Annotated in this window: 24 protein-coding genes; 16 read left to right on the forward strand and 8 right to left on the reverse strand. The window is 64.0% G+C overall.

Annotated features, from left to right (window positions below):
* Positions 1–21: 21 nt before the first annotated feature.
* Complete coding sequence (locus tag FQ746_RS28050) at positions 22–672, reverse strand: YceI family protein (protein ID WP_144113051.1); 651 nt, start codon at positions 670–672, stop codon at positions 22–24.
* A 93-nt stretch (positions 673–765) separates the two neighbouring features.
* On the opposite strand from FQ746_RS28050, the gene FQ746_RS28055 reads away from it, so the two are divergent.
* From FQ746_RS28055 to FQ746_RS28070, 4 genes are all read left to right on the forward strand, one after another.
* Positions 766–1407 (forward strand): TetR/AcrR family transcriptional regulator, encoded by a 642-nt coding sequence (locus tag FQ746_RS28055; RefSeq protein ID WP_144113052.1) that lies wholly within the window; start codon positions 766–768, stop codon positions 1405–1407.
* 67 nt (positions 1408–1474) lie between these two features.
* Positions 1475–1954: a DUF1348 family protein gene (locus FQ746_RS28060; RefSeq protein ID WP_144113053.1), complete on the forward strand. Its 480-nt coding sequence runs from the start codon at positions 1475–1477 to the stop codon at positions 1952–1954.
* 219 nt (positions 1955–2173) lie between these two features.
* Complete coding sequence (locus FQ746_RS28065; RefSeq protein WP_144113054.1) at positions 2174–2692, forward strand: hypothetical protein; 519 nt, start codon at positions 2174–2176, stop codon at positions 2690–2692.
* 466 nt (positions 2693–3158) lie between these two features.
* Positions 3159–3392, forward strand: coding sequence for a hypothetical protein (locus FQ746_RS28070; RefSeq protein ID WP_144113055.1), 234 nt, complete (start codon positions 3159–3161; stop codon positions 3390–3392).
* Here FQ746_RS28070 and FQ746_RS28075 read toward each other — a convergent pair whose 3' ends face one another.
* Positions 3393–4640 carry an ATP-binding protein gene (locus FQ746_RS28075; protein ID WP_144113056.1) on the reverse strand — a complete coding sequence of 416 codons (1248 nt, stop codon included), beginning with the start codon at positions 4638–4640 and terminating at the stop codon, positions 3393–3395. It abuts the gene before it with no gap.
* Positions 4624–5364: a response regulator gene (locus FQ746_RS28080; protein WP_144113057.1), complete on the reverse strand. Its 741-nt coding sequence runs from the start codon at positions 5362–5364 to the stop codon at positions 4624–4626. Before FQ746_RS28080 ends, FQ746_RS28075 begins: the two co-directional genes overlap by 17 nt.
* 424 nt (positions 5365–5788) lie before the next feature.
* Here FQ746_RS28080 and FQ746_RS28085 point away from each other — a divergent pair, with 424 nt between their 5' ends.
* The 5 genes from FQ746_RS28085 (at position 5789) to FQ746_RS28105 (ending at position 10998) form a co-directional block, all read left to right on the forward strand.
* The gene (locus FQ746_RS28085) at positions 5789–8185 is read left to right on the forward strand and encodes a HAMP domain-containing protein (RefSeq protein WP_144113058.1); all 2397 of its coding nucleotides are present in this window, start codon (positions 5789–5791) and stop codon (positions 8183–8185) included.
* Positions 8186–8222: 37 nt separating this feature from the next.
* Positions 8223–8960: a methyl-accepting chemotaxis protein gene (locus FQ746_RS28090; protein ID WP_144113059.1), complete on the forward strand. Its 738-nt coding sequence runs from the start codon at positions 8223–8225 to the stop codon at positions 8958–8960.
* The gene (locus tag FQ746_RS28095) at positions 8957–9496 is read left to right on the forward strand and encodes a hypothetical protein (RefSeq protein WP_144113060.1); all 540 of its coding nucleotides are present in this window, start codon (positions 8957–8959) and stop codon (positions 9494–9496) included. The genes FQ746_RS28090 and FQ746_RS28095 overlap by 4 nt, the downstream gene beginning before the upstream one ends.
* 19 nt (positions 9497–9515) lie before the next feature.
* Positions 9516–9881, forward strand: a complete 366-nt coding sequence (locus FQ746_RS28100) for a response regulator (protein WP_144113061.1) — start codon at positions 9516–9518, stop codon at positions 9879–9881.
* A gap of 268 nt (positions 9882–10149) precedes the next feature.
* Positions 10150–10998 carry a class II glutamine amidotransferase gene (locus FQ746_RS28105; RefSeq protein WP_144113062.1) on the forward strand — a complete coding sequence of 283 codons (849 nt, stop codon included), beginning with the start codon at positions 10150–10152 and terminating at the stop codon, positions 10996–10998.
* 93 nt (positions 10999–11091) lie between these two features.
* Here FQ746_RS28105 and FQ746_RS28110 read toward each other — a convergent pair whose 3' ends face one another.
* Positions 11092–12057: a LysR family transcriptional regulator gene (locus FQ746_RS28110; RefSeq protein WP_144113063.1), complete on the reverse strand. Its 966-nt coding sequence runs from the start codon at positions 12055–12057 to the stop codon at positions 11092–11094.
* A gap of 237 nt (positions 12058–12294) precedes the next feature.
* On the opposite strand from FQ746_RS28110, the gene FQ746_RS28115 reads away from it, so the two are divergent.
* The 5 genes from FQ746_RS28115 (at position 12295) to FQ746_RS28135 (ending at position 18693) form a co-directional block, all read left to right on the forward strand.
* Positions 12295–13617, forward strand: coding sequence for an MFS transporter (locus FQ746_RS28115; protein ID WP_144113064.1), 1323 nt, complete (start codon positions 12295–12297; stop codon positions 13615–13617).
* A 10-nt stretch (positions 13618–13627) separates the two neighbouring features.
* Positions 13628–14407, forward strand: coding sequence for an SDR family NAD(P)-dependent oxidoreductase (locus FQ746_RS28120; protein ID WP_144113065.1), 780 nt, complete (start codon positions 13628–13630; stop codon positions 14405–14407).
* A 166-nt stretch (positions 14408–14573) separates the two neighbouring features.
* Positions 14574–16301, forward strand: a complete 1728-nt coding sequence (gene ilvD / locus FQ746_RS28125; RefSeq protein ID WP_144113066.1) for a dihydroxy-acid dehydratase — start codon at positions 14574–14576, stop codon at positions 16299–16301.
* Positions 16298–17221, forward strand: coding sequence for an NAD(P)-dependent oxidoreductase (locus tag FQ746_RS28130; RefSeq protein WP_144113067.1), 924 nt, complete (start codon positions 16298–16300; stop codon positions 17219–17221). Before ilvD ends, FQ746_RS28130 begins: the two co-directional genes overlap by 4 nt.
* A 158-nt stretch (positions 17222–17379) precedes the next feature.
* Positions 17380–18693: an MFS transporter gene (locus FQ746_RS28135; protein ID WP_144113068.1), complete on the forward strand. Its 1314-nt coding sequence runs from the start codon at positions 17380–17382 to the stop codon at positions 18691–18693.
* Here FQ746_RS28135 and FQ746_RS28140 read toward each other — a convergent pair.
* Positions 18682–19977 (reverse strand): MFS transporter, encoded by a 1296-nt coding sequence (locus FQ746_RS28140; RefSeq protein ID WP_144113069.1) that lies wholly within the window; start codon positions 19975–19977, stop codon positions 18682–18684. The two genes, FQ746_RS28135 and FQ746_RS28140, sit on opposite strands and share 12 nt — an antisense overlap.
* Before the next feature lie 112 nt (positions 19978–20089).
* Between FQ746_RS28140 and FQ746_RS28145 the strand changes: the two genes are divergently transcribed.
* Positions 20090–20977 carry a LysR family transcriptional regulator gene (locus FQ746_RS28145; protein ID WP_144113070.1) on the forward strand — a complete coding sequence of 296 codons (888 nt, stop codon included), beginning with the start codon at positions 20090–20092 and terminating at the stop codon, positions 20975–20977.
* A gap of 670 nt (positions 20978–21647) precedes the next feature.
* Here FQ746_RS28145 and FQ746_RS28150 read toward each other — a convergent pair.
* Entirely contained in the window at positions 21648–22418 is a 771-nt protein-coding gene (locus FQ746_RS28150) for an SDR family oxidoreductase (RefSeq protein WP_144113071.1), read from the reverse strand.
* 71 nt (positions 22419–22489) lie between these two features.
* Positions 22490–23464 (reverse strand): GlxA family transcriptional regulator, encoded by a 975-nt coding sequence (locus tag FQ746_RS28155; protein WP_144113072.1) that lies wholly within the window; start codon positions 23462–23464, stop codon positions 22490–22492.
* Between the two features lie 231 nt (positions 23465–23695).
* On the opposite strand from FQ746_RS28155, the gene FQ746_RS28160 reads away from it, so the two are divergent.
* The gene (locus tag FQ746_RS28160) at positions 23696–24349 is read left to right on the forward strand and encodes an HD domain-containing protein (protein ID WP_144113073.1); all 654 of its coding nucleotides are present in this window, start codon (positions 23696–23698) and stop codon (positions 24347–24349) included.
* Here FQ746_RS28160 and FQ746_RS28165 read toward each other — a convergent pair.
* Entirely contained in the window at positions 24346–25968 is a 1623-nt protein-coding gene (locus FQ746_RS28165; protein WP_144113074.1) for a Na+/H+ antiporter, read from the reverse strand. The genes FQ746_RS28160 and FQ746_RS28165 overlap by 4 nt on opposite strands.
* Between the last annotated feature and the right edge of the window lie 411 nt (positions 25969–26379).

Genomic DNA, 26379 nt, shown 5'->3' on the forward strand with positions numbered 1-26379 from the left:
ATAAAAACGCCCGCACCGTGCTTACGCGCCTGCGGGCGTTTTAACGAACTCCGCCTGAATGCGCACGTGAATGTCGTCGCCGACCGCCGGATACCACGTCGACAAACCAAACTTCGCGCGGCTGAAATGGCCGTCTGCGGAAAACCCGAGCGTGTCTTTTTTGTTCAGCGGATCGCGCCCAAAGCCGTTGAAGCTCACATCGAGCGAAACGGGCTGCGTGACCCCGTGTATCGTCAGATCACCCGTCAACGTGCCGCGCGATTCTCCGCTGCGTTCGAAGTGCGTGCTGACAAAACGGATCTCCGGATAACGCGACACATCGAGCATGTTCGCGCCTTTCACCATCTTGTCCAGCGCCGGCACGTTCGTGTCGACACTTTCGGCGTCGACGACGATCGTCGCGACGCTGCTGTCCATTCCCCCATCGTGCCAGTCGAGTTGTCCCTGCTTGCGGTCGAAGCGCATCGTAAAACGCGTGTACTTGAAGTGATCGACATCGAACGTAATGCTGCAATGGTCCGGATCGAGCGCATATTGGCCCGGGGGCACGCGCGTTTCGTTCTGACTGACCGTATGCGTGAGCACTTGCACCGGCGTACATGCCACCGCCGTGAACACGGTCACGCCGAGCAACGCGCGGCCGAGCACTGCCCGGATGTTTGAAGAGAGCATGAGGTTCGTTCCCGTCGGCTGATGGAGACCACAACATACACCGTCGGCACGAAAAATGTTGACGCGGGAGAATGATCGTTCTACTCTTCGCGGATGGCCAAACATACTGAAACCGCTGCTAGAACCGCTTCTGAGACCGACACCGTTCCAACCGGCGGCGCCCGCGAGCGTCTACTGCAGGCGGCCGAAGCGTTGATCTACGCGGGCGGCATTCATGCCACGGGTGTCGACGCCATCGTCAAGCAGTCCGGCACGGCCCGTAAGAGTTTCTACACACATTTCGAATCGAAAGACGCGCTGGTCGCGGCCGCGCTCGAGCGACGCGACGAACGCTGGATGAACTGGTTCATCGCGGGCACGCACCGTCGCGGCACGACAGCGCGCAAGCGGCTGCTCGGCATGTTCGACGTGTTGCGCGAGTGGTTCATGTCGGCGGATTTTCATGGCTGCGCGTTTCTCAACGCCGCCGGAGAAATCGCCTCTGCGGACGATCCCATCCGCGTCGTGGCGCGCGAACACAAGGAGCGTCTGCTCGCTTTCGTGCGCACGCAATGCGACGACTACGCCGCGCAGTTGCAACTCGATTCGCGGCGAAGCGCGCGCCTCGCCCGACAGTGGCTGATTCTGCTCGACGGTGCGATTGCCGTGGCGCTGGTCAGTGGAGAAGCCGACGCTGCGCTCGATGCACGGGCTGCGGCTCAGGTCCTGCTCGACGCCCTCGACGCGCGCGAATAGTCCCGGCAATAGTCCTAGCGTTCCCGACAAACCTGAACTCGCAACCAAACCTCGCAAGGAAAAGATCATGGCCGATACCATCGAAACCCGCCCTCCGCTTCCACCGTTCACCCGCGACACCGCGATCCAGAAAGTGCGCGCCGCGGAAGACGGCTGGAACACGCGCGACCCGCAACGGGTCTCGCTCGCCTACACGCCGGACAGCGTGTGGCGCAATCGCGCCGAGTTCATCCAGGGTCGTGCGGAGATTGTCGGGCTGCTGCAGCGCAAATGGGCAAGGGAACTGGACTACCGCTTGATCAAGGAGCTATGGGCGTTCAGCGATCACCGTATCGCGGTGCGCTTTGCCTACGAGTGGCATGACGATTCGAACCACTGGTACCGCTCGTACGGCAACGAGAACTGGGAGTTCGATGAACATGGGCTGATGGCGCGCCGTCACGCGAGCATCAACGATCTGCCCATTCGCGAGGCCGACCGCCTGTATCACTGGACGCTCGGCCGCCGTCCGGACGATCATCCGGGCCTCTCCGATCTCGGGCTCTGAGCCGGCGCGGCTGTCGAGCCGCGCTTTCGCCTGTCTTCATCCGCTTGCCATCGGTTTTCCGCTATCGTTGCAACGCGCTCGTCACGGGCGTCCGCATGCCAGTCGTCCGAGCGCATCCTCGACATCGCAATCGCGGGTTGAGGTACAGTGCGCGACGGACAGCAAGCAGCAATACACAAACACCGATGACCCCGGCGCTCGACCGGTGGCGGAGAAGACATGCACTTTCGGCAGATTCAAACACACATCCGGCGCACGGCGGTGGCGCTCGTCGCGGGTCTGGCCATGGCCTCGACGGCGCACGCGGGCGATTGGTGCGAGGGCGGGATATGGGTCGATGCGATGCTCGGCTCGTACCATATCGACCCCGATCCGAACACCGACTTCGAGCAGTTCAATCCGGGTCTTGGCGTCGAGTGCTGGATCAACAATCAGTGGGCCGTGACCGCCGGGGGCTTTCGCAACTCGTTGCGGCGGCCTTCTTATTATGGCGGCGGCGTCTGGGCGCCGGAGTTCGCGCACTGGGGGATCGTGCGGATCGCCGCGATTGGCGGGATTATTTCGGGCTACAACTACGGCAACTGGGGTCTTGGGCGCAACCATACGATCGGACCGGTGGTGGCGCCGATCGTGATGGTCGAATACAAACGCGTTGGCGCGAACTTCATCGTCATCCCGCCGATTCCTTCAGATAACCTGCCGTTCACGGTGGGGTTTCAGGTGAAGGTGAAGTTTTGATTCTATGGAAGGCGCGGCGAAGGTGAGCTCTTCCAGGATGGTGAGGAGTTTTAGGAGACGCCCATCACGAGGAAAGGTGAGGAATTCCAGGAGACCGCGCAAAGGTGAGCGAATCCAGGAGGTGAGCTTTTCCAGGACCTCGCCACGTCCTTCATGCACTCGCTGCAAAACATCACCCGCCGCGCCATCTCCTTACACGCTCTTCCATTTCCGAACAAAGGGTGAACGGCTCGCCCGCATCGCACCCTCGCATCTATCCCACGTGTATCTCCGCCCCACAGGCGACTAAGCCCGAAAGCACCTCATCCACGACGTCACGACGAGCGTCTCATCGCGCCGACCTTGTAACGTCTTCGTAAAACATGATCCCGCTGTGATTGATAAGTTGTGACCAACGCGTCGGCATGTTGTTCGGCATCAAGGCAACGTCCGCGGCGTGACTGATCGATCTACCGAAGGAGCAAGCATGAAGAAACTATTGACGATTGCGGTACTGGCCGCTCTGAGCGCGACCTTGAGCGGCTGCTGGTGGGGACCGCCGCCAGGCGGTGGTGGCGGTGACCACCACGGCGGCGGACCCGGCGGCGGCGGTGGCCCCGGCGGCGGTGGTGGCCCCGGCGGCGGTGGCGGTGGCGGAGGCGGAGGCGGTGACGGCTTCCACGGCTCCATCGTCATCCCCAGCAACACAGCCCAAGGCTGATCACGCCGGAAACGTCAGCGACACCTCGAACCCACCCGACGCGGCATTACCCGCATGAAAAACGCCGCCGTTATATCGCACGAGGCGTCGCACGATCGCAAGACCGAGGCCGCAGTGCGCATCGCCGCTGCGCGCCTCGTCGAGTCGCACGAACGGCTGCAACGCGCGATCCAGTTGCGCAGCAGGAATCCCACCGCCATGATCGCGCACCGTCAGCATGAATTGTCCGTCGACCCGCGACGTGGAAATCTCGACCGGCGGCTCGCCATACGTCAGCGCATTCTCGATGAGATTCGTCAGAATCCGGTCGAGGTCGACGAGCGGCAAACCGAAGTCTTCTCCCGCCTGCAAATCCAGCCGCACCAGCGAATCGTCCGCGAGACTGTCGCCATAATGCCTACGGCAATGCGCATCCACGCTGGTACGCGGTGAGGTATCGGCCGACTCGCGCGCGAAATCCAGGAATTGCGTCACGATTCGCGACAACGATTCGGAATCGCGCAGAAAGCCGCGGCGGTTCGCTTCGTCCGGCAGCAAGTCGGCACGCACCTGCATCCGCGTAATCGGCGCGCGCAGATCGTGCGCGACACCCGCCAGCATCACGGCGCGCTCGCGTTCGGCTTGCGCGAGTTCATGCACCATCTGGTTGAAGTCGCCGATCAGCTCGCGCAATTCGCGCGGACCGCTGGCCGCGACCACCGGCGCGCGATGACCAATACGGAACTCCCGCGCAGCATGAGCGAGACGCCGCAAAGGCCGCTGCAACTGCCAGGCGCCATACAGCGCGGCACAGACCGCAAACACCAGCGTGAGTAGCGACGCGCTGAGAAAACGCCGCGCCGGCAACACCGAACTCTGCAGTTTCAGCCAGGCGGGATTGGCGCCGTAGCGAACCCAGACGTTGCCGTTCTTCGGGTCGGCCACGACGTGACTGCCTGCCGGCAATCGGGTCCGCAAGCTGTCTTCGAACGGTCCATACGTGTCGCTGCACGGCGCGGGGCATCCGTTTGCAATCGCGTCGCCCGCATTCACATAGGCAATGCGCAAGTCACGCGAGATAGTCGAGGCCGGTATCGACCCGACATGCTGCGCCTCGACAGCCAGCGCGAGGGCGCGCTGCGCATGACCGGTATCGATCTGACCGCGCTCGCGGTCCACCAGAACCATGAAGACCAGATGCACCATCACGATCAGGCTCACCGTCATCAACGAGAGCTGACCGAACAGCGTGTTAAAGGGGTTCTTCATCTTGACTGCCGCCGGGGACGAACATGTAGCCGATACCGCGGATAGTTTGAATCCGGCGCGGATTGGCCGGGTCGTCTTCGAGCAATCGGCGCAGGCGCCACACGGGCACGTCGATGCCGCGTTCGGTCACTTCCGAATGCGGGCCGTGCAGCAGATCGACGAGCCGGCCACGCGACAGCGTTTCCATCGGATGCCGCGCAAGCACGTCGAGCAGCGCATATTCGCTGCCGGTCAGCTTGAGCGCTTCGTCATCGCGAAACAGCGTGCGGCTCGCGAAGTCGAGCCGGAAGCGGCCGAAGCGAAGCGCTTCGCGCTGGTCCGCCGCCGCGGCCGCTGCCGGTGCGGGTTGCGCGTGACGGCGCAGCACCGCATGGATGCGCGCCAGCAGTTCCTGCGGCATGAAAGGCTTGCCGAGATAATCGTCGGCGCCGAGTTCGAGGCCGATTACCCGGTCCACGCCATCGGCGCGCGCGGTCAGCATGATCACGGGAATCGTGTCGCCGCTCGCTCGCAATTGACGCAACGCGGTGAGGCCGTCCACGCCCGGCATCATCAGATCGAGCACGATGATCGACGGCCGCTCGCGTTCGAGCCGGCGGCCGAGGTGGTTGGCGTCGTGCAGCACGGACATCTCGATGCCGCGTTGCTGGAAGAAGGTTCTGAGCAGGTCACGGAGGTCGGCGTCGTCGTCGACCAGTAAGACCTGGATGGACGGGTCGGACATGGCTGGGCCCTGATCAAAAAGAACGGTAAGTGGCAGACACTCAGATACGCAGATACGCGCGCGCGTCTGAGGCACGCTGCAATATAGCGAATCGCATCGCGACGGCGGTTTCGGGTTCTTATGTGCGCTTACAGTTTATTACGGGGACCGTCTCGCGCGAAGCGCAACGCCATAGGTGAGGGAATTCGGGAGCCGGTGCGATGAGTCCGAGGTGACGATATCGCTACCTGTGCGCTCACTTCATCCAGAAAGGTGAGGGAATCCGGGAGCCGGCGCATAGGTCTTCGCGATCGAGATTTAATTCAGTCATCGCTGAGTAACATGCGACCGGAATAATGGCCAGTGCTCCGCACGAGAGCAGACTTTTTCAAAAGCACGGCCCCGATCGAGGGCCGATGCATAGGCCAGCATCGGGGGTTTTACCGTGACGATCCGTCATCGCATTACGCTATTGGTTGTCTTGATGTTCGTCGCGCTATCGGTCATTGGCGGCTACGCGGTCTATCAGACGCGCGGCAGCGCGACCGAAGTGCGCAAGGTCACCGAAGGCGTCGTTCCCAGCGCGCTCGCATCCGCCGACCTCGTCTCGCAGGTCAAGGACGTGCAACTCGCCATCATGACGCTCGTCTACGCGCCGGACGCCAACATGGTGAGCCAGGCCCAGGACGAACTGGGCAAAAAGAAAACTTCGCTGCAACAGGCGCTCGCCGTGCAGGCCAACGACGCAGCGAGTCACGCGCAAAAGGGCCTCGTCGCACAGGCCAACGAAAGTCTCGGCAACTACTTCGCGGCTATCGCCGATACCGCAAAGATGAAGGCCGAGGGCAAGAACGAACTCGCGCAAGCCTATCTGTTCGCCAATGTCGCGCAGTATCGCGACGAACTCGAAGGCATCGTCGAGACCTTGCGCGTCGAGAAGAACCGCGAGAAAGACGACGCCATCGCCGCGCTGAACGCGACGCTCGCCACGACCGCCACGGCCATCGCGCTCGTCACCGGCGTCGCGATCGTGCTGCTCACGTTGATCGGCGCGATGCTGTACCGGCAGATCACGCGCCCGCTCAGCCGCATGCAGGCGATGATGAGCGAGATCGCCGCGAGCCAGGACTTCACGCGGCGCGTGCCGGTGGGCCGGCTCGACGAAATCGGCCGCTCGATCGTCGCGTTCAACGGGATGATCGGCAAAATCGAAGCGAGCTCGGCGCAACTCAAGCAGAAGACCGCCGACATTCAGGCCATGTTGCAGAACATGCAGCAGGGCATTCTGACGGTGATCGACGGCGGCGTGATCCACGCCGAGTATTCGGCCTATCTGGAAGATATCTTCGAGACGCAGGAGATCGCCGGTCGCGACCTGATCGAGCTCGTGCTGTCGGACACCGACCTGGGTTCGGACACGCGCGCGCAGGTGGAAGCGGCGGTGCATGCGTGTCTGGGTGAGGACTGCATCAACTTTGCGTTCAACCAGCACGTGCTGGTCAACGAGATTGCGAAGCGCATGCCCGATGGCCGCGTGAAAGTGCTCGACCTGAACTGGTCGGCCATCACCGATGAAAACGACACCATCGTGCGCCTGATGCTCTGCGTGCGCGATGTGACCGAGTTGCGCAAGCTCGCCGCGCAGGCAAGCGAACAGCGCCGTCGTCTGGACATGATCGGCGAGATTCTCGCGGTGGGCGAAGAGAAGTTTCATCACTTCATCGAGAGTTCGGCCGGTTTCGTCAGCGAGAACGAGCGCATCATCCGCAAGCATTCGGAAGCCGATCACTCGGCCATTGCCGCGCTGTTCCGCAACATGCACACCATCAAGGGCAACGCGCGCACTTACAACCTGCAGCATCTGACGAGCGTCGTGCATGAAACCGAGCAGAGCTATCACGCGCTGCGGCAGCCGGACGCCGATCGCCAGTGGGACCAGGCGCATCTGATCGAGGAACTCACGCGGGTGCGCGACGCGATCGAGAGCTACGCGCAGATCAACGAGCAGAGCCTTGGCCGTAAGGGCCGTCCCGGCACGCCGCTGGCGCGCGAAACGCGCTTCGTGATGGTCGAGCGCGACACGATCGAACACACGCTCGCATTACTCGACGACACGCCGGCGCCCGAGGCGCCCGCGCTGCAATCGCTGCACGACCGGCTGCGCCTGACGCTGCGCTCGATGGGCAGCGACAGCGTGCAGGACGCGTTGTCGTCGGTGCTGGAGTCGTTGCCGTCGCTTGCCGCGGAACTGGGCAAGGCGCCGCCACGCGTGCTGATCGCCGATCACGGTTACCGTTTGCGCAACGACGCGTGCGCCATTCTGCACGACGTGTTCATGCATCTGCTGCGCAATTCGCTCGACCACGGCATCGAAACCGCCGACGCTCGCAGCGCTCAAGGGAAACCGGCGACGGGCACGATCGCAATCGAAGTCGACGTCGCCGCCGGCGCCTTGCAACTCAAGCTCCGCGACGACGGCCGTGGGCTCGCACTGGCGCGCATTCGCCACATCGCGATGGAGCGCGGCTGGATCGGCGCGGACGAAGCCGTGGGCGACGAAGCGATTGCCGAGTTCATCTTCCGGCCGGGCTTTTCGACGGCGGAGACGGTTACCGAAGTATCCGGCCGTGGCGTCGGCATGGACGCGGTGCGCGACTTCCTCAAGCGCGCGCACGGCCACATCGAACTGCGCCTGACCGACGATCGGCCGGGTGCGCCGTTCCGCCAGTTCGAGACGATCGTCCGTCTGCCGGAGAGCGTGGCGGTCGATACGCTCGACCGCGCGGCACGGGCCGCGAGCGCTGCGAATAACGCATCGCAACTCGACGCAATGGTGGATTGAGCGTCGCCAGCAGCGCAACCAGACTCAGGAAGGCAAGATGTCGATTCAACAATACGGATTGGCCGTGCTGGCCAGCGGCGCGGCAACGGCTTTGCTGGCGTTCGTCGCGCACAGGCTGCACGGCAATAAACGGGCGGCGCAGGTGCGCGCCGAAGCGCAAGCCAGAATCGATGCGCTCGAAGCCACGCAGGCCGCGCGTGACGCCGAACTGCGCGAGCGCGAGCAAGCGTTGCAGGCACTCGGGGCGTCGGCCGACCAGTTGCGCGTGGCGCTCGCCCAGCGGTCCGCGAGTGTCGACGCATTGGAAAGCGCGTTCAGCGCGGCCGCCAGCGACCGGGCCCAGTGGGCCAACCAGGCTCGCCATATCGCCGGCGAGGCCGCGCGTCTGAAGAGCCTCGGCGCGACGTTCGAGCGTTGGCACGAGCAGATGATCTCGCTGATGACGCAGAACCACGATATGCACGCGAAGAATCAGGAACTGTCGTCGATCGTGCGGCACGTGGTGATCGTGTCGCTGAACGCGTCGATCGAAGCGGCGCGCGCGGGCCCGGCCGGCCGCGGCTTCGCCGTGGTGGCGAGCGAGGTGCGCGCGCTCGCTGCGCGCTCCGAGGAACTGTCAAAGAGTTACCGCGACAGCCTGCACCGCAACGACCTGACGACCGCGTCGACGTTTCAGGACATTCAGGCGGGCGGCAAGATGATCGCGGCGTCGCTGGCGAGCGTCGAGTCGCTGAGCCATCAGTTCTGTTCGGCCTTGCACGAGGAAGCGACGTGATCACCGTTCAGGCGCAGGAAAGTTTCGAGCGCATCTTCCGCGAGTCCGCGCGGACCCGTTTGGTCCGCAATGCGGGCGACACGTGCGAGATCGCGCCGCTGATCGAGGTGGGCGAAGGCGCGACGCGCGACACGCGGGTGGTGGCGCTGACCATCTCGTCCATCGCATACCGGTTGCTGCTGCTTCTGCACTTCGACGAAGACGCCGGCACGCGCGGCTACTACCTCGATGCGCTCGACGAGCGGCCGCTGGAGGAGGTCTTTCTCGAGACCTGCAACCTGTGTTGCGGCGCGATGAATCAGGCGTTGCTGCGCTATTTCCCCGATCTCGGCATGTCGACGCCTTACGTGTTGAGCGCGCGCTGCCTGCCGCATCTGCGTGAATTGAAGCCGGGGTGGCTCGCGTCGTATTCGATCGTGCTGAACGGCGAGGCGCAACTGGCCGCGACCGTTTGCGTCTGCGCGCACGCGCCGATCGATTTCGTCGCAGACACGAGCGTCATGGAAGAAACCAGCGGCGAGCTGGAACTGTTCTGAGTATTGTCATAGGAAAAACATGTCGAAAATTCTGGTGGTGGATGACTCGAGCGCGGTGCGCGACGAAGTGGCCGGCTTTCTGAAGCGAAACGGTCTGGACGTCGACACGGCGGTGGACGGCAAGGACGGTCTGGCCAAGCTCAAGGCGAGCCCGGGCATCAGACTGGTGGTGAGCGACGTCAACATGCCGAACATGGACGGCCTGACGATGGTCGAGAAAATCCGCGGCGAACTGGCGAACCAGACGGTCAACGTCATCATGCTGACCACCGAAAGCAGCCCGGCGATGAAGGAGCGCGGCAAGGCGGCGGGCGTAAAGGGCTGGATCGTCAAGCCGTTCAAGGGCGAGGCGGTGCTGGAAACGTTCCGCAGACTCGCAGGCTGAAAGCCACGACAGCAGGGCGAACCGGCTTGAGGTGAGGTTTTACGGGAGCCGCCGCCGCGTGGGCCGCCGCCCTTGCGCGTCCGATGATTTGCAAAGCAGGAATCGCTATAACCTGGACCCGAGAAACACGTTATCTTGGCGCAACGGTAACGATCGGAGGTCCCACAGCATGACGGCAGCAATTGCACCAAGCACGTTGAATCGCCCGTCGAAGCGCGCCAGCGCAACGTCGACGCGACCGGCGCGGTTCGAATAGGACTCGCCGATCATGTGCCAGCTGCTCGCCCTCAACTGCGCCGAACCGACCGACGTCAGCTTCTCGCTGCGAGGCTTTGCCGCGCGCGGCGGTCTGACCGATCATCATGTCGACGGCTGGGGCGTGGCCTTTTACGAAGAGCGCGCATGCCGCGTGTTCGTCGATGAAAAACCGGCTTGCCAGTCGCCGGTGGCCGATTATCTGACGCGTCATCCGATCAAGTCGCGCAACGTGGTGGCGCATATCCGCAAGGCGACACAGGGTGGCGCACGGGTGGAAAACTGCCATCCGTTCATGCGCGAACTGCGCGGCCAGCAATGGGTGTTCGCCCACAACGGCGACCTGCGTCCACTCGACAAGCCCGAAGCCGGGCCGTACGAGCCGGTCGGCACGACCGATAGCGAAGCCGCGTTCTGCTTCATCATGAACCGCCTGCATGCGCATTTTCTGACGAATGCCGACGTGGACGACCTCGACGCGGTATTCGAAGTCATCCAGCAAGCGACCCGCGTGCTGAACCCGTTCGGCATCTTCAATTTCGTCCTGTCCAATGGCGTGGCGCAATACGCGTTCTGCTCGACGCGTCTTTCGTATGTGATTCGCCACTGGCCGTTTTCGAGTGCCCGTCTGGTGGACGGCGACCTGTCGGTCGATTTCTCCGAGCGCGGCACGCCGGCCGATCGTACCGCGGTGATCGCCACCACGCCGCTCACCGACGAAGTGTGGACCGCCTGTCAACCTGGCGATCTGCTGATGTTCCGCGGCGGCGCACTGGTGCATCGCGCGCATGTCGCGGTGCCGGCTCACGTGCTCGCCAGTTCCAGATACGCGCTGTCGGAACAATCCGCACTGGCTGCCTGATCTGCGCAGCGGCTCCGGCAAGCCGGATCGCCACATCAAAGGTGAGAAGATTCGGGAGCCGCTCGCTCGCGACGACGAGTGAGCCCGCACCGTTCACTCCACCTCACCCTCCAGCAGTTCCGACGACGATTCCCGCAGACAATCGCTGAACAGATCCGCCGCCGGCGCAGCCGTATCGGCGCGCCAGACCAGCACCACTTCACCCAGCGGTTCGAGCGGCGCGAGCGGCAGGACGCGCATGCGTCCGCGCCGCACGTGATGCCGCGCGACCGACAGCGGCAGGATCGACACGAAGTCTCCGCCGATCAGCAGCGTCAGGTTCAGACTCAGCGAACTCGATTCCACCGCGCTGCGATCCAGCGGAATGCCTTGCTCCGCGAGCGTTTCGGCGAGCGTTGCGAAAGCCGGCGAGCCGCGAATCGGCGTAATCCAGCGTGCGGAGCGCAAGTCGCTCCAACTCACCGGCAGATCCACCTTGCCGAGCGGATGACTGCCGCCCACCACGAACACGAACGGCTCGCGGTGCAGCGTCTCCTGCGTCAACAGCCCTTGCTGGTCGACGACGCGATTGCGGCCCAGCGCCAGATCGAGCTCGCCTTCGTCGAGCATCTTGATGAGCTTGTCGAGCGTGGTTTCGACGAACGACAGCGTCGCCGACGGCGCGCGCCGCATGAACAGTTCGACCGCGTGAGCGATGAGCGGCTGCGGAATCGTCACGACCGCGCCGAGCCGCACGTGGCCCGCGGTGCCAGTGGTCAGCGCGCTGACGTCGCGGCGCGCCAGTTCGATATGGCGCAGGATTTCGCGCCCGCGCGCGGCCATCACCTTGCCGATGCCGGTCAGCTCGACCGCATTGCCTACTCGCCGCGCGACCGGCACGCCGAGCGCTTCCTCGATTTCGCCGATCTGTTTGGAAATGGCCGGCTGCGTCACGTGAAAAGCGGCGGCGACGCGCGTGACCTGACCGAGCTCCGCCAGGCTGACGAGAATTCGCAGATGCGGCAGCTTCAGACCGCTGCGAAAAAAGCGGTCGATCGCGTCGTTTTCCGTGGTGACCATCAGGGTTAACTCGGTTTCTATAACTGAAAGGTAATGACCTGCGCCGAAACGGTGATTTGCGGTGAGGGCGGCAATGCGGCTACTCTTCCACATCGGCAGGACGGTAGCGTGTGATACGAACGATTCGAGCATAGCAGTCAGGGTTGGCCGCATGACTCAGGGTATAACCGGATACAAATCACGCACCGCAGCGCCGCGACCACAGCGCGCCTCCAAGCGCGCGGAAGGAGACACCCCATGAGTACCCCTGTCTACGGCGGCGCCCAACAGCCCGCTCTCCCCGCCGAATCCGCCGAGCGCGCCGCCTTGTATCGCAAGCTGGCCTGGCGGATCGTGCCGTTCCTGTTCCTCGCGTTCATCGTCGCGTATATCGACCGTGTCAACGTGAGCTTTGCCAAACTGCAGATGCTCACCGATCTCTCGCTGAGCGAAACGGTCTACGGCGCGGGCGCCGGCGTGTTTTTCTTCGGCTATTTCATCTTCGAGGTGCCGAGCAATATCGCATTGCATCGCGTCGGCGCACGGGTGTGGATCGCGCGGATCATGGTCACCTGGTCGATCGTCTCGTGCCTGACCATGTTCGTGAGCGGCGCCACCTCGTTCTACGTGCTGCGCTTTCTGCTCGGCGTCGCCGAAGCGGGTTTCTTCCCGGGCATCGTGCTGTATCTGTCGAGCTGGTTCCCGTCGAACCGCCGCTCGCAGATCATCGCGCTGTTCATGGCGGCGATTCCGGTGTCGGGCGCGATCGGCGGTCCGCTATCGGGCTACATCATGCAGCAGCTGGCCGGCGTGAACGGTCTGCCCGGCTGGAAATGGCTGTTCCTGATCGAGGGGATTGCCTCGCTGGTGGTCGGCATCGCGGCGTTTTTCATTCTGCAGGACAAGATCGAATCGGTGAGCTGGCTCGACAAGGACGAGAAGGCGCTGCTGGCCGCCGACCTCGCAGCCGACGCGCAGACCCGCGCGCATCAAACCGTGGGCGGCGCGTTTGCCAATCCGAAAGTGTGGCTGCTCGGCCTGCTGTACTTCTGCATTGCAATGGGCAACTACGGTCTCGTGTTCTGGCTGCCGACCATGATCCGCTCGAGCGGCGTGGTGAGCGTCGCGAATATCGGCCTGCTGTCGGCCGTCCCGTCGCTGATCAGCGCGGTGGCGATGATCCTGATCGCCCGCCATGCCGACAAGCACGACGAACGCCGCAAACACGTGGCCGTGTGCGCGCTGCTCGGCGCGGCCGGCATGCTCGCTTCGGTGCTGCTCGGCACGCACGTCTGGCTCTCGATGGCGGCACTCGTGGTCGCGGCCATCGGCATCAATTCGATCGCTCCGGTGTTCTGGGGCATTCCCACCGCGCTGATGGGCGGCGTGGGCGCGGCGGCGGCGATCGCGGTGATCAATTGCACCGGCAATCTGGCGGGCTTCGTGAGCCCCTATGTGATCGGCTTTCTGAAGGACACGACCGGCACCTTGCTGCCGGGCATGATCGTGCTCGCCTGCGCGCTCGTGCTGGCCGCCGTGATCGTCATGGCCATGCCGGCCGCACGAAAGAAAACAGCTTGAGGAGAGCAGTATGACGCAGCAGGTTTGTATGGTCACCGGCGCGGCGACCGGCATCGGCGCGGCCACCGCGCTGCGCTTTGCGAGCGCGGGTTGGGCGGTGGCGATCGGCAACTTCGACGACAGCACGCGCGACTCGGCGCTCGCCGTCGAAGCGCAATGCCGGCAACTCGGCGCGGACACGCTGGTGTACGACGTCGACGTGGGTTCCGACGCGTCGTGCGTGAAGGCGGTGGCCGCAGTCGCGGCGAAATGGCAGCGCATCGACGCGCTGATCAATTGCGCGGGGACCACGCGCTTCATTCCGCATGGCGACCTCGCGGCGATCGACGACCTGGAATTCGAACGCGTCTATCGCGTGAACCTGATCGGCATGTTCCAGATGACGCGCGCTGCGGTGCCCGTGCTGCGCGATTGCGCGACGGCGACGCAGAGCACGTCGGTGATCAACATTTCGTCGCTGGCGTCGCTGAACGGCACCGGCTCCTCGATTGCTTATGCCGCGTCGAAAGGCGCGGTCAATTCGCTGACCTTGTCGCTCGCGCGCAATCTCGCGCCGCATATTCGCGTGAACGCGTTAGCGCCCGGCATGGTGGACGACGGTTTGCCGCGCCGCGTGCTGGGCGAAGCGGCCTATGCGAAAGTGGTCGACACGCTGACGCAGGCCGCGCCGCTCAAACGCGTTTCGCAGCCGGGCGAAGTGGCCGACCTTGCCTGGTTCGTCACCGCGCACGCGCCGGCGATGACCGGCCAGGTGATTGCCGCCGAGAACGGCTTGCTGCTAAACGGCTGAACGGCTGACCGGCTGAACGCCGGGTTCAAGCGTCGGCCGGCCGACGCGGCGAGCGACGCGAACGGGCCATACAGCACGCCACCGCAGCACGCCACCGCAGCACGCCACCGCAGCACGCCACCCCGGCACGCCACCGCAGCGCCTAACAACACGACCAGGATTCCCCATGAGCAATCTTCACAAACACCGTTCGCGCACCGTCACCGAGGGCATTACCCGTACGCCGCATCGCGCGTTTCTGCGCGCTACGGGTCTGGACGACGCCGCGATCGAAAAGCCGTTCGTCGCCATCGTCGATACGTTCGGCGAGAACACGCCGTGCTCGATGTCGCTGAACTCGGTGTCGGACAATGTCCGGCTCGGCGTGGCGGCCGGCGGCGGCGTGCCGATTCGCGGCTCGGCGATCTCGGTGTCCGACGGCACCTCGATGAATCACTCGGGCATGCGCTTTAGCCTCGTGTCGCGCGAGATCATTGCGGACAGCGTCGAAGTGTTCGTGCGCGCGCATTGCTACGACGCGTTCGTCGGCGTGGCCGGTTGCGACAAGACGCTGCCGGGCATTCTGATGGGCATGGTTCGCGTGAACGTGCCGGGCGTGTTTCTGTTCGGCGGCGCGATGCTGCCGGGCATCGCACCGGATGGCTCGCAAGCCACCATCCTCACCGCGATCGAAGCGGTCGGCGCGGCGCAACGTGGCGACATGTCGCTCGAAACGCTGCGCGGTATCGAGAAGCGCTGCACGCCGGGCGCCGGTTCCTGCCCCGGCCAGTTCACGGCCAACACCATGGCGATGGTCGCCGAAACGCTGGGTCTCGCGCCGCTCGGTTCGGCGATGGTGCCGGCCGTCTACGCCGAACGGATCGCGATTGCGCGCCGCGCCGGCGAAACGGTGATGAACACGTTGAAGAACGGCGGCCCGCTGCCGCGCGATCTGGTCACCCGCAAGAGCCTCGAAAACGCGTGCGCGGCCGTGGCCGCGACCGGCGGTTCGACCAACGCCGCACTGCATATTCCGGCGATCGCGCACGAAGCGGGCATCCGCTTCACGCTCGACGACGTCTCCGAAGTGCTCGCGCGCACGCCGCTGATCGGCGATCTGCAACCGGGCGGCAAATATCTCGCGTTGGACCTGTATCACGTCGGCGGCGTGCCGGCGGTGCTGAACGCGTTGCTGGCAGGCGGCTACCTGCACGGCGATACGCTCACGCAATCCGGTGAAACGCTCGAGGTCGCATTGAAAGCCTTCGCCGGTCCGGATGGCCGCGTCGTGCGTCCGCATAACGAACCGTTGAGCCCGAACGCCGGTCTGGTCGTGTTGCGCGGCAATCTCGCACCGGACGGCTCGTGCCTGAAAACCGCGGGCCTGAAGTCGATGACATTCAGCGGCACGGCGCGCGTGTTCGAAACCGAAGAAGCGTGCATGGATGTCGTCTCGAAGCGCACGTACAAGGAAGGCGACGTGCTGGTGATCCGCAACGAAGGCCCGAAGGGCGGCCCCGGCATGCGCGAAATGCTCAGCGTGACGGCCGCTATCTACGGTCAGGGCATGGGCGAGAAAGTCGCGCTGCTCACCGACGGCCGTTTCTCCGGCGCGACCCGCGGCATGTGTATCGGCTACGTCGGACCGGAAGCGGCGGCGGGCGGCCCGATCCGCTTGCTGCGCGACGGCGACCGCATTCATATCGACGCGCACAAGGGCACGCTCAACGTCGATCTGACCGAAGGCGAACTGGCGCGTCGTGCCGAAGAAACCAAACCGTTCGTGCGCGGCCATCTCGGTGGCGCGCTGGAGAAATACGAAGTGCTGGTGCGGCCGGCGAATCTCGGCGCGGTCACGCACTCGGGTGCGGTGGAGTGGCCGTACGAAGCGTCGATCGGCGAGGCAGAAGCATGAGCGCCACGTTGGCGTCCAACGCGCCGCGCGTCGGCTTTTGCGGCATCGGCAAGATGGGTGAGCCGATGGCGCGGCGTCTGCTCGCCGCGGGTTACACGTTGCAGGTGTGGAACCGTTCGGCCGCCAAGCTGACGCAATGGAACGAGCCGGGCGCGAATGCCGCCGCGACGATTGCCGCGACGCCCGTGCAACTCGCCGGGTCGAGCGACGTCGTGATGCTCTGTCTCGGCGATGGCCGTGCGGTCGAAGAAGTCGTGTTCGGCGATCAGGGTCTCGCGCGCGCATCGAATGCGCCGCGTGTGCTGATCGATCACTCGACCATCGCGCCGAAAGAGACGCTGCGCTTCGCCAGCCGGTGGCATGAGTCGACCGGCGGCGTGTGGATCGATGCGCCGGTTTCCGGCGGTACGGCCGGTGCGGCTGCGGGCACGCTGGCCATTATGTGCGGTGGGGCCGCCGAAGAAATCGCGGCAATCGAACCGGTGTTGCGCACGTATGCCGCGCGCGTCACGCGCATGGGCGATACGGGCGCGGGTCAGGCCACCAAGCTCGCGAATCAGGCGATCGTCGTGACGACCATTGCGGGCGTGGCCGAAGCTTGCGTGCTGGCGCAGCGCGCGGGCATCGACGCGTCTACGATGCCGGCTGCGTTGCAAGGCGGCTGGGCCGACTCAGTGTTGTTGCAGACGTTATTGCCGCGCATGCTGACGCCGCCGGCGAGTCCGTCGGGCACGATCAGGATCATGCTCAAGGATCTCGATGCCGTGGCCGAACTGGCGCAGGAATCCAGCGCGCCGTTGCGTGCCGTCGAGGCGGTGCGGCAGTTGTTGAAGGACGCCGTGGATCGCGGGCTCGGTGAAGCCGATATCTCGCAGATCGTTCAGGTGTTGCTCGAGCAACCGGTCGCGCTCGAGTCGTAAGTCGGTAGTTCGGCGGTATTCGCAGTATCAGCAGTATCAGCAGTGATTGCCGGCGCCGCGTGCCCTGCGCAACATGCAGCGGGACGCGGCTCATAAAAATAGAAACAGGCGAGGCCGCGAGCGTGGCAATCCCGCGCACCGGCTCGCAGGAGACAACCATGTCCAGTCTTGAATCGGCCCGCTTTCCCACCGATGCGCCCACGCGGCTCACGCGTTCGCAATGGCGCATGATCATTCTCGCGAGTCTCGGCGGCGCGCTCGAGTTTTACGACTTCGTCGTGTACGGCATCTTCGCGCAGTTTATCGGCCGCGCGTTTTTCCCCATGCAGGATCCGATTGTCGGCCTGATGCTGTCGTTCGCGGTGTTCGCGATCGGCTATCTGTCGCGGCCGGTCGGCGGCATCGTGCTCAGTTATTTCGGCGACAAGTACGGGCGGCGACGCGTGTTCATCGTGTCGGTGATCGTCGTGTCGATGTGTACGATCGGCATGGGTATCGTGCCGACCTACGCGACCTGGGGTATCACCGCCACGGTGCTGATGATCCTGCTGCGGCTCGTGCAAGGCTTCTGCCTCGGCGGCGAATTGCCGGGCTCCATCACGTACGTGGTCGAAACCGTGCCGCGCCGCGCGGGCTTCGTGTGCGGCATCGTGTTCTTCTGCGTGAACTCCGGCGTGTTGCTGGCGGCGGCCGTCAACCTGACGGTTCATGACGTGCTGACCGGCGACGATATCGCGGCCTATGGCTGGCGCATCGCGTTTCTGTTCGGTGGCGCGATCGGTCTGTTGAGCTTCTGGCTGCGCCGCAAGCTGGAAGAAACGCCCGCGTTTGCCGAGATGAAGCATCTGGCGGCGAAGCATCCGCTGTCGGAATTGCTGCGCGACCATTGGAAGCCGGTGTTGCTCGGCATTGCCACGACGGCGGTGACAGCGGCGTTCAACGGTTTGCTGTTCGCGCATATGCCGGCCTATCTCGACCGGGTGCTGCATTACGATCCGCGTCGTGTTGCCATTGGACAGAATGTCGGGCTCGCGGTGGTGTCGACCGGTATCCTGCTGTCGGGCTGGCTCGGCGACAAGTTGCCGCGCCGGCATCTGTTGCGCTTCGGCTCGCTGCTGCTGATGGTGCTGAGCTACCCGTTCTATCTCGTCGCGTCTCATCATTCGATCGACGTCGTGGTGTTGCTGGCGCTCGTCGGTGTGGCGGGCAGTCTCGCCAACGGCACGTTCGCGTGCATCATCGCCGATATGTTTCCGACGCGCGTGCGGTTCAGCGGTGTCGCGATATCGTTCAATGTCAGCTTCACGATATTCAGCGGCACCGCGCCATTGATCGCGACGTGGCTGATTTCGGCAACCGGGGACGTGACTGCGCCCGCTTATTTCATGAGTGCCTGTGCAGCGCTGGCGTTTGTCGCGAGCTTTGGGTTGAAGGCGGTGAGCGGGAAGATCGGGGCGGCGTCAGCGGGGTGATCGGTGCCCGGAGGAGGGCGCCTTCGAGATGGCGTTGCTCCTCATTGCTTCCGGCGTGCGACCGTCTCGCTGCCCGTAGAAGAGCATCATCAGCGCGCTGAGAAGGAAGCTTATTCCACCGGTCAGCAGCAGGCCAATGTCCCCCACCACCGGCAGCAGATTGGTTAGCAAGCCGGTCACGACCCATGCGATCGCCATCACCGATCCCGCGACTCCGAGCGACCATCCTTGACGCTCTGCCGTGACGGCGTCGGAGAATGCGGTGTACATCGTCGTGTACGCCACCATATCGAAGCAACCAACGAGAGTCGCGAGGCACCAGAGTGCGATCTCGTGAGGAAACAGGGCGGAGAGAATCTGGCACACGCCGGCAACGACGAGGCCCATTTTAGCGATGTCGATCACCCGCCAGAATCGGAGCATCACGCGAACGACGAAGCGTAGACCGAGCACGAACGATACGCCGATCACGCCGCTAAATAGCCCGAGTTGCGCGCTCGCGTAATGAAACCTCGTTTGCAGCACCAGCATGATGGTCTGCAGATAAAGGCCGTAGCCTACCTGCATCAGGAAGAACACTGCCGAGAGTAGGGCAACGTCCTTGTTGGTCGCCGCCTGATAGATAATCCGCAACGGCAGCGCAAGGTCGATGCGCGCATTGCCCGATGCGGCATCGGCGTCACGATAGGACACCCAGGTCCAGACCGCGCAGAGCGCCGAGAGCAGGCCGACCAGCAGAAATGGCGTGCCGTAGTTGAAGACGGGCGAGACTGTCCGGTCAGACGTGACGCCGCCCAGCACCGGTCCGACGATGACGCCCGCACTGAAGGCCATCGACATGATGCTCATGTTATAGGCCTTGTTTTCGGGCGTACTCATGTCGGTGATCGCTGCCTGTGCGATCCCCTGACACCCAGCCATCAGCCCGCTCAGTCCTCGTCCGAGCAATAGCCACCACACCGAAGACATCAGTGCACCGATTGCCATCAGCCCATAACTGACCGCGAGGCCCGAGAGGCAAAGTAGCAGGATCGCGCGGCGTCCGTAGCCGTCGGACAACTCGCCCATCAACGAGGAACCGAAGAACATGCAGAACGGGAAAATTCCGTATCCGAGTCCGAGATAGAAGTTGCGCAGCAGCGGACTCGTGTCAGCGGCAAGCATGCCCGCATGGGGATCGCTGAAAATCGCGGACATCATCGGGTAGACGAGTCCAAAGCCCATCGCATCGATGGCGATTGCAAGCAGGCAGGGACCAAGGCGTTTCAGATCGAGTCGTGACATGAGGGAGGGTCGGGCGGTTAGCGGTGAGTCGATACAGTAGAGTCCGCCTGGTCGTCCCGGTAGCCGTCCGCTGCCGATATCACTTATCGGAGAAACTGATACGATCGGCCGCATGGATATCCTGAGCGCGATGCGAATATTTGTCCGGGTGGTGGAGCGCGGCAACATGTCGAAAGCAGCGCGCGACCTGGGCATTGGGCAACCGGCCGTCAGCGAACGGATCGAGCGGCTGGAGCGTCATCTCGGCGTCAGGCTCCTGCGCAGAAATACGCGGGTCGTGTCGTGCACGGACGAGGGCGCGCTGTTCTACGAGCGCAGCAAGCGGGTCATCGATGCAGCGGATGACGCTTGTGCAGCCGTGTCGGAAGGGCGTCACGAACTTGCCGGGCTACTGCGGATCGCAGCGCCGCAGGGTCTTGGCGAAGTCGTCATGCCGCGCATCCTGATCGCAATGCGCAAGGCGCACCCTAAACTCAATATCGACCTCGTGCTCAACGACCGGATCGTGGATCCGGTCACCGAGGGCGTCGATATCTCGTTGCGACTAGGGCAACCCGGGGAGGGCAGCTTTATCGCGCGGCATCTTGGTCACGTCCGGCGTGTGCTGGTCGCGTCCCCCGACTATCTGGCGCAGGCCGCCACACCACGGGAACCGGACGAGCTGATGGATCATCCGTTTATCCGCGTGATGGGGCTGTTCGGCGATGGCTTCGTCCGCCTCGTGGGCGGGCACGATCAGGTGTCCGCCCGGATCAGCCCTGCCATCAATGCCAGTCATTGGCGCCCCGTCTACGAATCGATTGTCGCCGGGGCAGGGATTGGTGTGCTGCAGGAGCCGGTTTGCGCGCAGGCAATCGCGAGCGGTCGACTCGTCCGACTACTACCTCGATACACCGTGCCGGGATTCGACCTGCACGCGTTGTTCGCGCGCCCGGTTCCGCTGAAGACGCGAGCCGCCATGGCGTTTCTCGAGAGCGAGTTGCCGGTCGCGCTCGAGTGATTTTCTGTCTTGTGCTGTCCCGGGAAAGAACGCTCGCATCACAGCGATCCTCTGCGTATCGCAAGATACGTACACGTCGGCTGATTCCGGCCCGATTACGCTACGAATACGTAAGAACACGGGTCTAGTAAAAGAACCACTGGAAATTGCGCTGGTCGGGGGTTGATGTACCGGTGCGTAGCCAGTTGGAAGTGCGCTGCTAACTTCACGCTGCCCGTCGGAGGACTTCGCCTCCGCAAGCGTTGGGCTTGCCTGGGTATCCCGACCACCCCTATCGTTCTAAAGGTGAGAGTTTCCGGGAGTGGCCCGTTTCGCGATCACCGGATCCCGCCCAGCATGCTTTTGCGACCTGCCCCCAAACGCTTGAGGTGAGCTTTTTCGGGAGCGCCGGTCATGCTCCTGGTCGCGCAAGCCGCATTGCTTCGGGCGAAAGGTGAGGTTTTTCGGGGGCTCGCGAGCGTGAGTCGAGGCAGTGAAGCGGACTCACCGCTGATCGCTACGCCCAAATCTGCCTGTGCCGCCGCAAAGTCACGCCCACAAGGGCATCCGGCTCAAACGCCGCCGTGACGGGAGTTCGGCGCGAAACACCTTTGGACCATCCTTCCTGCTTATCCAGTCGCATCAAGACGTCCAAAGGTGAGGCTTTTCGGGAACCGGGCGCGCGATTTTTTCAGGCCGGTTTCGTCACTTCACGAATGTCGGCGACCGGCGTCTGGCCAAAAGCGTCGCTGAGCGCGTAGTCGAGCAACTGGGTTGCGCATTGCTCCGGCGTTGCGAGTTGACCATTGCGTTTGAGGTCTTCGAACTTGTCGCGCAACGGGAATTGCTCGACGCCGCTGCCGCGAATCTGTTCCTGCATGTTCGTATCGATCACCCCCGGCGCGAGGCTGCAGATGCGCAGCGCGCGATTCGCGTCGAGTGCCACCGCGCGCGCGTGATGGTCCAGCGCCGCCTTGGTTGCGCAGTACACGCTCCAGCCCGGATACGCGTTGCGCGCCGCGCCGCTCGAGATATGCACGATGCGCCGGTCGTTCACATCGGTGCTGGCTGCGGCGAGGGCGCTTGCCAGCATCAGCGGCGTGGCGACGTTCAGACTGACGGCGAGGGCGATATCCACGGCCGCCTGTCCTTCGATCGGACCGATCGGCTGCACCACGCCCGCGTTATTGAACAGCACGACGGTGTGTGCGCCGCTCGTGAAAGCGCGCAACGCGTCGGTCGCGATCCATTGCGCGACGCGCGCGGAGTCGGCCAGTTCCAGTTCGACTTCTTCGAGCAGATCGGGGAAGCGGGTCTTGAGCGTCGCATGGCGCGCACGCGACACGCCGAGCACCGCGATGCCGCGCGCGAGCAGTTGTTCGGCGAGCGCCGCGCCCACGCCACGCGTATGGCCGGTGACGATGGCACGGGTCGGAGCGCGGGACGGAGTAGGGGAGGTCATGTCGTTCCTTGAAATCGGGCTGGGAGAGGCGAGCATTTTCTCACGACGCCGGCGTGTCCCCGACACCAGACTCACGCCGAATGAAACCGCTCGCGATACTGCATCGGCGTGACGCCAATGCGTTTCGTGAAGACGATGCGCATACGGTCGGCCGTGCCGAAGCCGCAGTCGTAAGCGATGGCCTTGAGCGCTGCGGCGCTGCTTTCGAGCAACTGACGCGCGGCATCCACGCGCGCGCGCTCGACGAATTCGTGCGGCGTCACGCCGGTCTCCTGCACGAACACGCGCGCGAAGTTGCGCGCGCTCATGCCCGCGACATCGGCCAGTTGCTTCACCGTGAAGCTCTCGCGAATGTGTTGCATGACGTGCGCCTGCACTTTGGCGACGGGCGACGTGTCGTCGGCGGGCGCCGTGAGATACGGGCTGAATTGCGACTGTCCGCCCTGCCGCTGTGCAAACACGACGAGCCGTTTCGCGACCGCGAGCGCCGTATGCGGACCGTGGTCCTCGGCGACCAGCGCGAGCGACAGATCGATGCCGGCCGTGACGCCCGCCGACGTGACGAGCGGCCCGTCCCGCAGATAAATGCGGTCGAGATCGACCCGCGCGTTGGGAAATTGCGTGGCGAGTTGCGTCGCGTGCTGCCAGTGCGTGGTTACGTGCCGGGCTTCGAGCAGGCCCGCATGCCCGAGCACGAAGGCGCCCGTGCAGATCGACCCGTAACGGCAGCCCTGTGCATCCGCATGACCCGCCACCCGGCCGAGCCATGTCAGCAGACTTGGCTCGGGCGCCGCGCCTTCGGGTAGCGACGGGCCGCCCGCGACCAGCGCGAGATCGAAGGGTGTCTGCGTGTCGTCGAAGGTGGCGTCGGCCGTGAGCGTCATGCCGTTCGCTGCGCGCAGCGGCCCCGGCTCTGCGCTGAGCAACGCGATCTCGTAACGATCGGTGGAGTCGATGAAGCGGTTGGCTTCGGCGAAGACGTCGAGCGGACCGGCGACGTCTAGCGCCTGCACACCGGGAAAGATCGCGATCGCGACGGTTGGCATCGAAGCTTCCTTGGATGAAAACGGGTGTTCACAGCCTGCGGCAGACAACGCCGTACGCCTGGCAGGGTTCGACGGTGCCCGGCGATTGTCCCGACCCGCCCGTTGGCCAATACTGGCTTCATTGGACGCGCGGCCTGCCAGGCGGGCGCCGCGAGCCAGCATACCAAACGCGCTTTCGCTGCACCAAGCCCTGCGCGTTCCGTTCATCCGAACCCTTCAAGGAGTATTTCCATGACCACGATCGCAGGCATTCAGATTCCCGACAGCATGATGGCGCGCGAAGCCACGCAACTCGTACGCGACACCGAAACCGACCTGCTGTATCACCACTCGCGCCGCGTGTTTCTGTTCGGCTCGCTGGCCGGCGCACGCAAGCAGTTGAAGTACGACCCCGAGTTGCTTTACATCGGCGCCATGTTTCACGACATGGGACTGGTGGCGCCGTATAGCAGCGAGCACGATCGCTTCGAAGTGGATGGCGCGAATGCGGCGCGCGATTTCCTGCACGGTCATGGCATCGGCGAAGACGATATCGATCAGGTATGGAACTCCATCGCGCTGCATACGACGCCCGGCATTCCGCAGCATATGAAGCCGGTGGTCGCGCTGGTGACGGCGGGCGTCGAGATGGATGTGCTGGGGCTCGCGTACGACGAGTTCAGCGAACAGCATCGGCATGAGGTGGTGCATGCGCATCCGCGTGGCGCGCATTTCAAGGAAGGCATTATCGACGCCTTCGCGCAGGGCACGATTCACAAGCCGGAGACGACCTTCGGCAACGTCAAGGCCGACGTGCTGGCGTTGAAAGACCCGCATTATCATCGCGGCAACTTCTGCACGATGATTCTCGGGTCGGCGTGGAAAGACTGCGAGTGCTGTTCCTAACCCTTGCCGTGCAGCGCGGCGATCTCCTGCAAATCCAGGTCGTGTTCCAGCAGGGTGAGGAGTTCGTCGTGAATCAGGCCGGTGCGGTGCAGCCGCAGTAATTCGACGCGGCCCGCCGAGACCGCCGCGAGGATCACGCCGTAATGGGCGGCGCGCGCGTCGGCGGGGAAGTTGGCTTCGTGCTGAAAGCTCTCGGTGATGCGCGCGCGATAGCTGTACTGCTCCAGCAAACGCGGATGGATCACGTCGCCGTCGGGCCCGTGCACCAGCGGTTGAATCGCCGCGAGTTGCGCCGCTTCGAGACGCGCCCAGGCTTGCGGCTCGCTCAGGTGGCGGGCGTTCCTGTCAGCCCCATGGTCGGGATCGAGCCAGCGGATCAGGAGGCCGATCGTCGTCCCCTGCCCCAGCACGGTCACGAGAATCACCGCGAAGGACGCGACCAGAATCAGATCCCGGCCCGGCATTGTTTCCGGCAACGCGAGCGCGATAGCCAGCGTGACCACGCCGCGCATGCCGGCCCAACTCGTGACGGTGGCCGAGCGCCAGTCGAATGCGGCGCTTTTGGGTCGGCCGTCGCGCTGTCCGCCGCGCTGGCCGCCGCGCTGCCTTGCGAGACCCACCAGACGCTTGCATCCTTCCACAGCGAAGACCCAGACGAAGCGCGACAGCACGACGACGCCAACGACTGCGCCGACGGCGGGCGCAAGCGTGCTCAACGTATCGCCGAGACCGCCTAGCCGCACGATCACGCCGCGCAGCGACAGTCCGATCAGGATGAACACCAGCGCTTCCATCAGAAAGATGATGACCTGCCAGAAGGCGGTGCCGCGCATGCGCACCGACGCCGTAAAGACTTCGTGCTGATGCCAGCCGAGCATCATTCCGCAACTGACGGTGGCGATGACGCCGGACACGTCGAGCATATCGCCGACGATGTAGCTGATCCACGCGGAGAGCGTGGAAGCGGTGATGATGAGGTATGCGTCGTCGAGATAGCGCAGCAACTTCACGACCACGAAGCCGAGCGCGACGCCCACGGCGACACCGCCGAACGCCAGCACCGCGAAACGGCCGAGCGCATGTTCCGCGCTGAAGGAGCCCGTCAGCGCCGCGGCCACCGCGAAGCGCACCAGCACGATGCCGGCCGCGTCGTTGAGCAGGCTTTCGCCTTCCAGCAGCACCATCAGACGGCGTGGCAACGCGACCCGTTCGAGCACGGCTTTGGCCGCGACCGCGTCGGGCGGCGAGACGATCGCGCCGAGCGCGAAACACGCACCCCAAGGCAACGCGGGCACCACCCAATGCACGACCAGACCGACCGTGAGGGTGGTGAACGCGACAGCGCCGATCGCCAGCAGCAGGATGCCGCCCAGGTGACGTTTGAACTCGTCCCACACCGACGTGTAGGCGCCATCCATGAGCAGCGGCGGCAGGAACACGACCAGCACCAGTTCCGGGTCGAGGTTGAAGCGCGGCAAGCCCGGCATGAAGGCCATGGCTGCGCCACCGACCAGTAGCGCCGCCGCGGGCGGCAGGCGCAGCCGCCTGGCGAGAAGCTCGAGTCCGATGATGGCGACGAGCGACAGCAGGACGAGTTTGAAACCCATGACGGAGGACATGAGGAGGCGCTTGGGGAATGGGTAGGAGGCTTAGGTTTTATCACAGCGGCGGGAGCGTGCCACTTGCCGAGCCGTCGGGCGATTCGTTTGCGGGATCAGTGACTTGGGTAGGCTGTGCTCAGGTTGTCCACAGGCTTGCAAACATTAACTGTGGATAAAGCTATGGTGGGTTGGTGTGCATCCACTGGTGTCTTGGGGGAGAAGTTGATTACGTTCAGGCACTTAGGCTAGTAGCCCCGGAGTTATTCACAAAGCTGTCAACAAAAATTGGGGATAAGTAGGCGGGTTTCCTGTGTCGTGCTCGATATCGCGGGGAGGGTCGATAGGAGTAATCCGATTTGATTCGATATGTTGTTTTGGCGGGATGCGTCGAGCTGCGTGCGTGGGTCTGCCGATAAATTGCACGTCGGT

The sequence above is a fragment of the Paraburkholderia sp. BCC1886 genome, assembly GCF_900996245.1.
Lineage (GTDB): Bacteria > Pseudomonadota > Gammaproteobacteria > Burkholderiales > Burkholderiaceae > Paraburkholderia.